Raw genomic sequence first — 9,587 nt, 5'->3', positions numbered from 1 at the left:
GCGAATTACTTCAACGCGTAGGATAGGGGGATATCGCCGGCTTGCCCTTGCGCAGTGACGTCCAACCCCCTACCTTCCCTAGGGCTTCCCCCTACTCATGGCGTGATCCGATGTATTCCTTCCTGGCTTTGGTCGATACGATTATTTCGCTCTATATCTGGGCGCTGATCATCTCCGCGATTCTCAGTTGGCTGGTCGCCTTCAACGTGGTGAACACGTCGAACCGCGTCGTCTATATGATCGGCGATTTCCTGTATCGCATCACCGAGCCGGCGCTGCGGCCAATCCGCCAGATCCTGCCCAATCTGGGCGGTATCGACATCTCGCCGATCGTGCTGATCCTGCTGCTGGTGTTCCTGAAGAACCTGATGTTCGAGTACCTGGCCTGAGCCTGCCGTCGCCCTTCACCACCGTGCCGGATGGGCTGCGTGCCCGTATCCGGCTGACACCTAAAGCGGCAGCTGACCGCATCCAGGGGCTGATCGCGGACGATGCCGGCGGCGTCAGCCTGAAGATCGGCGTCACCGCCCCGCCGGAGGATGGCAAGGCGAACGCCGCCCTGCTGAAACTGCTGGCGAAAAACTGGAAACTGCCGAAATCCGACCTGTCGATTGTGCTGGGGGCGACCGACCGTCGGAAAACGGTCGAAATCGCGGGCGATTCCGGTCTATTGATGCGGCGCCTGACCGACTGGCTGGAGACGATAGCATGAGCGATACCCCAACCCTGATTGACGGCAAGGGCTTCGCCGCCACCCTGCGCGCCGAGGTCGCCCGCAAGGCTGCCCTCCTGAAGCAGCGCGACTCCGTGGTGCCCGGCCTCGCCGTGGTGCTGGTCGGCAACGATCCGGCCAGCGAGGTCTATGTCCGCAACAAGGGCAAGATGACCGTCGAGGCGGGCATGAACTCCTACGAGCACCGACTGCCCGACACCACCTCGCAGGAGGAGCTGCTGGCGCTGGTCCTGCAACTCAACGAAGACCCGGCGGTCGATGGCATCCTGGTGCAGTTGCCCCTGCCCGCGCAGATCGATTCCGACGCCATCATCAACGCCATCCACCCCGACAAGGATGTGGACGGCTTCCATGTCGTGAATGCCGGGCGGCTGGCGACCGGCCTGCCCGGCATGGTGCCCTGCACGCCGCTGGGCTGCCTGATGCTGCTGAAGCATTATCTGGGCAACCTTTCCGGCCTGAACGCCGTGGTAATCGGCCGCTCCAACATCGTCGGCAAGCCGATGGCGCAGTTGCTGCTGCGCGAGAGCTGCACCGTCACCATCGCCCATTCGCGCACCCGCGACCTGCCCGCCGTCTGTCACAACGCCGACATCCTGGTGGCCGCCGTTGGCCGGCCGCAGATGGTGACGGCCGACTGGGTGAAGCCGGGGGCGGCGGTCATCGATGTCGGTATCAACCGTATCCCGAAGGAGGACGGCAAGACCCGGCTGGTCGGCGATGTCGATTTCGAGGATGTCTCCCGCGTGGCCGGTGCCATCACCCCGGTGCCGGGCGGCGTCGGGCCGATGACCATCGCCTGCCTGCTCAGCAATACCCTGACCGCGGCCTGCCTGCGGCGCGGCATCACCGTCCCCGACTGACGCGCGATGCAGCACGATCCCGCCGACCTTAATACCGACCGCCTGCTGACCATGAGTCCCTGCCAAGCGGTATGCCGGCTGGATGGCGACGGGCGCTGCGCCGGCTGCGGTCGCACGGCGGAGGAGATCGGCCGCTGGATCACCTACAGCGCCGACGAGAAGAACACGATCAACCGCCGGCTGCTGCGCGAGGCGCAGGAAAGCCGCCTGACCGCCCGGCTGAACCTGCTCTGGCGGCGCTTCTTCGGCCCCGGTACCGCGCCGAACTGATGCCACGATTTGCCGGCAGGCTGGCAACCACTTATCTTCTCGTCTGACGTTCCGACAGAAGCCAACAGCAAAGGATGCCGCGATGCGACGCTTCCTCTGGATTCTGCTGGCCGCCTTCCTGCTGCCGGCCACAGCCCATGCCCGGCTCGCCAGCGGCGACTGGCCGGATGGTGCCGCGATCTCCGCCATCGATGGCCAGCCGGTCAGCTTCGAGAGCCGCAGCCCGTTCAGCCCGCGCGATATCGGCCAGGGGGAGGCACGCAATCCCATGACGCTGGCGTCCGGCCAGCTGTTCCTGCCGGACCGTGCCTCGTCGCGCGGCAAGGTGCCCGCGGTGGTGCTGATCCATGGGGCGGGCGGTGTGCGCTACGGGCGCGAGCTGACCTATGGCAGGCAGTTCGCGGCCATGGGTATCGCCGCGCTGGTGGTGGATGCCTTTGCCGCCCGGCGGGAGCTTGCCAGCGGCTTCACCGAACGGCTGCTGAACATCACCGAGACCATGCTGGTGGCCGATGTCTATGCCGGGCTGCGCTACCTCGCCGGGCGCGGCGACATCGATACGGACCGCATCGCGCTGATCGGCTTTTCCTATGGCGGCATGGCCTCGACCTATGCGCTGCACGAGCAGATCGCGAAATCCCTCGCGCCGGAAGGCCTGCGCTTCGCCGGCCATGTCGCCTTCTATGGCCCCTGTGTCGCGCGCTTCGCCGACAAGCGCACGACCGGCGCGCCCTACCTGATGCTCTATGGCGGGCAGGATGCGCTGATCGACCCGGAACGCTGCCAGGAAGTGCTGGCGGATATTCGTGCCGGCGGCTCGCCGACCGATGTGGTGGTCTATGACGAGGCCTATCATCTGTGGGATGGCAGCTGGCGTGGCCCTCGCCGGATTTCCCGCAACCTTGCCGGGTGCAGCTTCGAGGTCTCACAGAGCGGCCTGGTGCGCGACCGCAATACCCTGCTGCCGATGCTGGGGCCGGTGACGCGGCGGCTGATACTGGCCGCCTGCGTGACCGACGATGGCTATCTTATCGGCGGCGATCCGGACATCCGGCAGCAATCGAACGCGGTGCTGGGCCGTTTCCTTGCCCGGCTGTTCGGCTTCCCGCTCTCGGCGGAGGCGGGCTGAGTGCGGCGGCTGCGCCGTATCCTGCTGATCGCGCTGGCCGTCATCCTGTTGCTGCCGGCGCTGCTGGTGCTGGCCTATGCCATCCTGCCGCCGCCGGGTACGCCGCTGATGCTGATCCGCGCGGCGGAGGGCGAAACCATCGACAAGAGCTGGCGCCGGCTGGGGGAAATATCCCCCCATCTGCCGAAGGCGGTCGTCGCGGCGGAGGATAATCTGTTCTGCCGCCATTCCGGTTTCGACTGGAACGCGCTGGGCGAGGTGCTGCAGGATGCCAGCCAGGGCGAACGCACACGCGGTGCCAGCACCATCAGCATGCAGCTGGCGAAGAACCTGTTCCTGTGGCCCGGCCGCAGTTACATCCGCAAAGGGCTGGAGGCCTATCTGACGGTCCATGTCGAGCTGCTGCTGCCCAAGCGGCGGATCATGGAGCTGTATCTGAACGTCGCCGAATGGGGCCCCGGCATCTATGGCGCGGAGGCCGCCGCGCGGCATCATTTCGGCAAGGGTGCCAAGACCCTGACCGCACGGGAGGCGGCGCTGCTGGCCGTCGCCCTGCCCAACCCGCGCCAATGGGCGGCGGGAAAACCGGACGGCTATCTCGCGGGCCGGGCCGGCACCATCGGCCGGCGGATCGGCCAGCTGGGGCCGCTGCTGGACTGCGTTTCGTAGTGCCGCGCCTTTCGCTCGCCGTATTCCCCTTTACTATCGCCACTCCACGAGAGTTCAGCCCGAGACGACATACTTTAAGGACGATGCGCTTTTTTCTGCTGACCTTGCTTATTTGCCTTTCCCTGCGCGCCGTGCCGGCGCTCGCGGATATCCGCTACGCCACCGATTTCACGGCGACGGAAAGCGAGGCAATGAAGGATATCGGCAACACCATCCGGCAGGTGGCAGAGGTCGAGCTGCGCAAGGACGAGACCATCGAAAGCCTGGAGCTGCTGCGCCGCCGCGCCGAGGGCGACGAAAAGCGTATCCGCGATGTACTGAATGCCGAGGGCTATTACGATCCCCGCGTCGAACTGGCCGTGGAACCGGTGGAAGGCGACCCCGACAAATCGGCCATCGTCAGGCTTTCCCTCGACCCCGGCCCGATCTACCGCCTGCAGCGTTTCACCTTGGTGTTCAAAACACCGGAGCAGGAAAAGGCCGCGGAGGGGCTGACCTACGAGGCGCTGGGCGTCAGCCTGGGATCGCGGGCAAGGTCGGAGATGATCGTATCCGGCGAACGCGCGGTCACGCGGCGGCTGGGCTGGCGCGGCTACCCCTTCGCCCGGATCGAGGAGCGCGAGGTGGTGGTGGATCACGCCGAGCGCAGCGTCGCCGTGGACATCCGTGTCGATGCCGGGCAGCGGGCCTATTTCGGCCAGACCCGGATCGACGGGCTGGAGGATGTCGATGCCAGCGTCGTGCGCCGCGAGCAGCGCTGGAAGGAGGGCGATCTCTACGACACCCGCAAGGTCGCGGAAATGCGGCAGGCGCTGGCCGGGACCGATCTCTTCCTGTCGGTGGCGATTTCTCCGAAGCGCGAGGAGATGGCCGAGGGCAAGGTGCCGATGACGATCAGCCTCGCCGAATCCAAGCCCCGCTCCATCGGCGGCGGCGTGCGCTATTCGACCAGCCAGGGGGCCGGCGTGCGTGCCTTCTGGCGGCACCGCAACCTGTTCGGCTATGGCGAGGATTTCCGGCTGGATGGCGATGTCGCCGAACAGCTGGTCGGGCTGAAGGCCAGCCTCGGCCGGCCGGCCTTCCTCAACCCGCAGCAGCGCCTCGACTTTTCAGTCTATGCCCAGCAGGAGGATGTGGACGCCTATGACGCCACCCGCTTCGGCGGCGTGACGACGCTGACCCGCCAGTTCGGCGGGCCCTACAGCGGCTCCATTGGCGTGTCGCTGGAACAGTCGCGCATCGAGGATGCAAACGGGACAGAGACCTTCACCCTGATCGGCCTGCCGACCAACTTCACGCGCAACACCACGAACGACCTGCTGAACCCCACCAAGGGCGGCAAGCTGACCTTGAGCGCCACGCCCTATACCGGCCTCATTGGCTCCGACAGCAACTTCCTTGTGCTGCGACTAGACGACACCATGCATCTGCCCTTCGATCCCGAGGGCAAATATGTGCTGGCCGGCCGCATCGCCGTCGGCTCCATCCTGGGTGCCACCCGCACCGACATCCCCGCCGACAAACGCTTCTATGCCGGCGGCGGCGACACGGTGCGCGGCTATGCCCATCAGAGCGTGGGACCGCTCGACGCCAGCAATGACCCGATTGGCGGCTCCTCGCTGATCGCCGGCTCCATCGAGATGCGCGCCCGGGTGATGGAGGATATCGGCCTCGTCGCCTTCCTGGATGGCGGCAATGTGTTCCGCAGCGAATTGCCCGATTTCGGCGTGGACCCGCTGTTCGGCGCCGGCTTCGGCGTGCGCTACTACACCCCCATCGGCCCGCTGCGCGTGGACCTCGCCTTCCCGCTCGACCGCCGCCCGAGTGACGACGCCTTCCAGATCTATATCAGCCTCGGACAGGCCTTCTGATGGTGGAGAAGAAGGACACTGAGAAGGCCGTGCCCGCCGCCCCGAAGAAACGGCCCGCAAAGCCGCGGCGGCGAACGGGCCGGCGCATCCTGCTGGCGATCCTGCTGCTGCCGCTTCTTCTGGCCGGGCTGCTGACCGGCGCGGTGCTGGCGTTAAACACCGGACCGGGCCGAGATCTGGCGGAACGCCTCGCCAATGATCTGCTTGCCGGCCAGGTGGAGATTGCCGGAATAGATCGGCTGGCCCCTTTCGAAGGCATCAGCGTCGGCCGTATCACGCTCCGCGATGCCGAGGGGCCCTGGCTGACCATCGAGCGCGCCGTGCTGGACTGGTCGCCCCTCGACCTGCTGGACCGGCGCCTGACTCTCGACGCGCTGACGGCGGAGAGGGTGTCGGTGCTGCGGCAGCCCGTTGCCGGCGCGGCGGAGGACAGCCAGACCACCAGCTCCCCCTTTCCGCTGCCGGTCGATATCCGGCTGGAGCGACTGCGGATCGACCGTATCGAGTTGGCCGAGCCGGTCGCCGGGATGGCCGCCACGCTGACGGCGGAAGGCAAGGCAAGCCTGCCGCGCGACGGCAATGCCATCGACATCGCTCTCGACGCAAGACGGCTGGATGCGCCTGCCGAGGCCAGCGTCCTGCTGCGCTACGACGCCACCAGCGACAGCGTGGAAGCGCGGCTCACCGCCTCGGAGCCGGAAAATGGCGTCATCGCCGGGCTGCTTGACCTGCCGGGGCGCCCTGCCGTGGAGGCGACACTGAACGCCGAGGGGCCGCTGGACGGGCTGACCGCCCGCCTGACCGCCAGCGCCGGGCCGGAGATCGGCATCACGGCGGATGTGACGGTCGAGGGCAGCACGGACCGCCATGTGATGCTGGACAGCCGCGTTCGCGCCGGCCCGCTGCTGCCGCCGGAGCTGCGCCCCGTGCCGGCCGAGGAACTGCACATCGCGCTCGACGCGGTGGTGCCCGCTGCCGGTCCGGTCCGGATCGGCCGGCTCGCCTTGCGTGATGGCCCCGCCGAAATCACGCTGGCCGGCACCGCCAACCCCATCAGCCTCGATTTCGATCTGACCGCAACAGCGACAGGCCCGGTCGAACGCTACGCATCGCTCGCCGGGATCGATCTGGCCGGCATGCTGCGCCTGGACGCCATCGCCAGCGGCCACCCTGACGATGCCGGCTTCGATATCACGGCCAGCCTCGCCGATGCCGCACTGGATGGTGCGCCCCTGCCACTGCTGGGCAATACCGCCGAGCTGACCGCCGCTGGCCGCATCCGCCAGAAGGCAGGCGAACTTCAGCTCGACCATGTCGGGCTGGCCGGTGAAGCGGCAACACTGGATGGCAACGCCACCCTCTCCGGCAATTTCCAGAAAGTCGCGGCCAGCCTCGCCCTCGATCTGCCCGACATGGCGGAGGCCGGCCGGCTGGCTGACCTGCGCATGGCAGGTGCGGCCAGCGCCTTCGTGAATATGTCCGGTTCCTGGCCCGCCGGAGTGTCGGGTGAGGCCAATCTGGACTGGCGCAATGCCCGGCTGGAAGGCGAAACGCTGGGCGCCGTGACTGCGGCGCTGTCGCTCGACCGGCTGGCGCAGGATGCGGAAACCGGCACGCCCGCGGCCGAGGGAAGACTGCGCCTGACGGCCAGCCCGCGCGGTCTGGCAGCAACCGGGGAGACCCGCTTCACCGTCGCTGGAAACCGGCTGCAACTGGACGGGCTGGCGCTGGACAGCAAGGCGCTGGCGCTGCAGGGCGCCCTTGCCATCGACATGGAACGGCAGCTGGCCGCCGGGCGGCTGAAGGCCAGCAGCGACGACCTCGCCACACTGGCGGCGCTGGCCGGCCAGAAGGAGCTGAACCCGTCCGGCAGCATGGCGCTGGCGGTGGAGCTGGCCGACCGGTCGGGCCGACAGCATGCCGGGCTGGTTCTGGAAGGCAGTAGCCTCGCACTGGACGGGATAGCCAGCCTCCAAAGGCTGCGGCTGGAAGCGCAGCTCGCCGATGTGACGGGCACGCCGCGCGGGCCGGTCGCGCTGCGCGCCGAAGGGCTGGAGGCCGACGGGCAGCGGCTGGACAGCCTTATCCTTGATGCCGACCTGGAACCGCAGGGCGGCGGCTTCTCGCTGCAGGCGGAAGGGCCAGAGCTGTCGCTGGACAGCACTGGCAGCATCGCCGTCGCAAAGCTCGTCACGCTGCGTCTGGACCGGCTGGACGCCACGGTGCGGAAGATAGCACTGGCGCTGCGCCAGCCGGCGACGCTGCGTTATGGGCCTTCGCTGAAGGAGATCGAGGGTCTCGACCTCGCCATTGAGGAGAAAGCCCGGCTGACCGGTCAGGCCCGGCTGACGGATGACGCGGTGGCGGCGCGGCTCTCTCTCTCCGGCCTGCCGCTGGCCCTGGCGAAGAAACTGGGCGCCGGCCCGGACCTCGCCGGCACGGCTTCGGCAGAGCTGTCGCTGCAGGGCAAGCCGACCGATCCCAGCGGCGATTTCCGTGTCACCCTCAGCGGCATTGCGCTGAACGACCCTGCTGCCCCTGACCTGCCGCCTGCCTCCGCCACGCTGGAAGGCCGGCTGCGAGGCGGGCAGCTTGACGCCAACCTGGCGCTGGACCGGATCGAAGGTGCCCATATCGAGGCGCGCGCCAGCCTGCCGGTCCGCCTCGACCTGGCGGCCGGCACCGCCGCCTTGCCGCCTGACGGCGCGCTCAGCGGGCGTCTCGAGGCGCAGGCCGAGCTGAGCAGGATCACGCTGCTAGCTCTGGCGCTGGGCGAGGATCGGCTGGAAGGGAGCCTCACCGCCGGCCTCGACCTCGGTGGCACGGTGCGCGACCCGCGCCTCAGCGGTGAAGCGGAGTTTGCCGATGGCCGGTATATGAACGACATGACCGGCGCCACGCTGCAGAACATCGCCTTTCGCATCACGGGCGACGGCGACAGCCTCACCCTGCGCGATCTTGGGGCGCATGACAGCACCGGCGGCACATTGTCCGGCGAAGGCCGCGTCCGGTTCGAGGGCGAGGGTCTGCCGAAGGTCGACATCAGGCTGCGCCAGAACCGGCTGCGCATCCTGAACCGCGAGGAAGGGACGGCCTATGCCAGCGGCACGCTGAGTCTGGAAAGCACCGCCGAGGACATGCTGTTGACCGGTCGCATCACAGTGGACGAGGCCGATATCCGTATCCCCAACCGGCTGCCACCCTCCGTGACCGTACTCGATGTCCGCGAGATCAACCGCGATGCGCGCACCAATGTGGATGCCGAACGGCGGCGGGAGGAGGCCCGTCAGGCGCGCGCGCGGCAAGCGGAAGACGATGAAGACGGCTTCGGCCCCAACCTCGTGCGCCTCGACATCGCCATTGAGATACCGGGCCAGGTTTATGTACGCGGGCGCGGGCTGGAGTCCGAATTCAGCGGCAGGATCGAAATCGCCGGCACGGCGGCGGCACCGGCGATTACCGGCGACGTGTCGGTGGTGCGCGGGCAATTTGACTTTGCCGGGCGGCGCTTCGTGCTGGATCGCGGCACCATCGATTTGCTGCCGGACGTACAGGGCGAGATGGAAATCGGCCTTGATATCCTGGCGGTCGCCGATGTCGGCGATATCCAGGCACAGGTGGCGATCACCGGCCCTGTCAGCCGTCCGGATATCGCGCTGTCCTCCTCGCCACCGCTGCCGCGCGACGAAATCCTGTCACGCATCCTGTTCGGCAGCAGTGTCGCCCGGCTGAATGCCGTGCAGGCCGCGCGCCTGGCGCAGACCGCGCTGGAACTGACCGGCACGGTCAGCAGCGTCGGCATGGTGGACGATCTGCGCCAGTCGCTGGGGCTGGACACGCTGGAGGTCGATGGCGGAGACGTGAACGGCGCCTCGGTACGCGCCGGGCGCTATTTGTCGGAGGATCTGTTCGTCGGGGTCAGCCAGGGCTTCGGCGCGGAAAGCACCGCCCTGCTGCTGGAATACAAGGTGCTGCCGAACCTGAAAATAGAAAGCCGGCTGGGCGCTGCCACAGCCGGCGATATCGGTTTGATCTATGAGAAGCGCTACTGA

General features: G+C 67.6%; 8 protein-coding genes. All 8 read left to right on the top strand.

The window, feature by feature from the left end:
* The first annotated feature begins 110 nt into the window (after window positions 1–110).
* Window positions 111–389 (top strand): YggT family protein, encoded by a 279-nt coding sequence (locus MK313_RS09895; protein ID WP_008943849.1) that lies wholly within the window; start codon window positions 111–113, stop codon window positions 387–389.
* A 23-nt stretch (window positions 390–412) separates the two neighbouring features.
* The gene (locus tag MK313_RS09890) at window positions 413–712 is read left to right on the top strand and encodes a DUF167 domain-containing protein (protein WP_287781244.1); all 300 of its coding nucleotides are present in this window, start codon (window positions 413–415) and stop codon (window positions 710–712) included.
* On the top strand, window positions 709–1,596 hold the full coding sequence (gene folD, locus MK313_RS09885) for a bifunctional methylenetetrahydrofolate dehydrogenase/methenyltetrahydrofolate cyclohydrolase FolD (protein WP_287781242.1): 888 nt from the start codon (window positions 709–711) through the stop codon (window positions 1,594–1,596). Before MK313_RS09890 ends, folD begins: the two co-directional genes overlap by 4 nt.
* Window positions 1,597–1,602: 6 nt before the next feature.
* A complete protein-coding gene (locus tag MK313_RS09880; protein WP_287781241.1) occupies window positions 1,603–1,866 on the top strand; it encodes a DUF1289 domain-containing protein in 264 nt (87 codons plus the stop codon).
* Window positions 1,867–1,948: 82 nt separating this feature from the next.
* Window positions 1,949–2,995 carry a dienelactone hydrolase family protein gene (locus MK313_RS09875; RefSeq protein ID WP_287781237.1) on the top strand — a complete coding sequence of 349 codons (1,047 nt, stop codon included), beginning with the start codon at window positions 1,949–1,951 and terminating at the stop codon, window positions 2,993–2,995.
* Entirely contained in the window at window positions 2,996–3,664 is a 669-nt protein-coding gene (mtgA, locus tag MK313_RS09870) for a monofunctional biosynthetic peptidoglycan transglycosylase (protein ID WP_287781235.1), read from the top strand.
* Window positions 3,665–3,747: 83 nt separating this feature from the next.
* Window positions 3,748–5,535, top strand: coding sequence for an autotransporter assembly complex protein TamA (locus MK313_RS09865; RefSeq protein WP_287781232.1), 1,788 nt, complete (start codon window positions 3,748–3,750; stop codon window positions 5,533–5,535).
* Entirely contained in the window at window positions 5,535–9,587 is a 4,053-nt protein-coding gene (locus MK313_RS09860) for a translocation/assembly module TamB domain-containing protein (RefSeq protein WP_287781230.1), read from the top strand. The genes MK313_RS09865 and MK313_RS09860 overlap by 1 nt, the downstream gene beginning before the upstream one ends.

Source organism: Oceanibaculum sp., from assembly GCF_022449305.1.
Taxonomy (GTDB): Bacteria; Pseudomonadota; Alphaproteobacteria; order Oceanibaculales; family Oceanibaculaceae; genus Oceanibaculum; species Oceanibaculum indicum.
The sequence above is the reverse complement of the archived record's forward strand: the minus strand, read 5'-3'. Positions and strand labels throughout refer to the sequence as shown.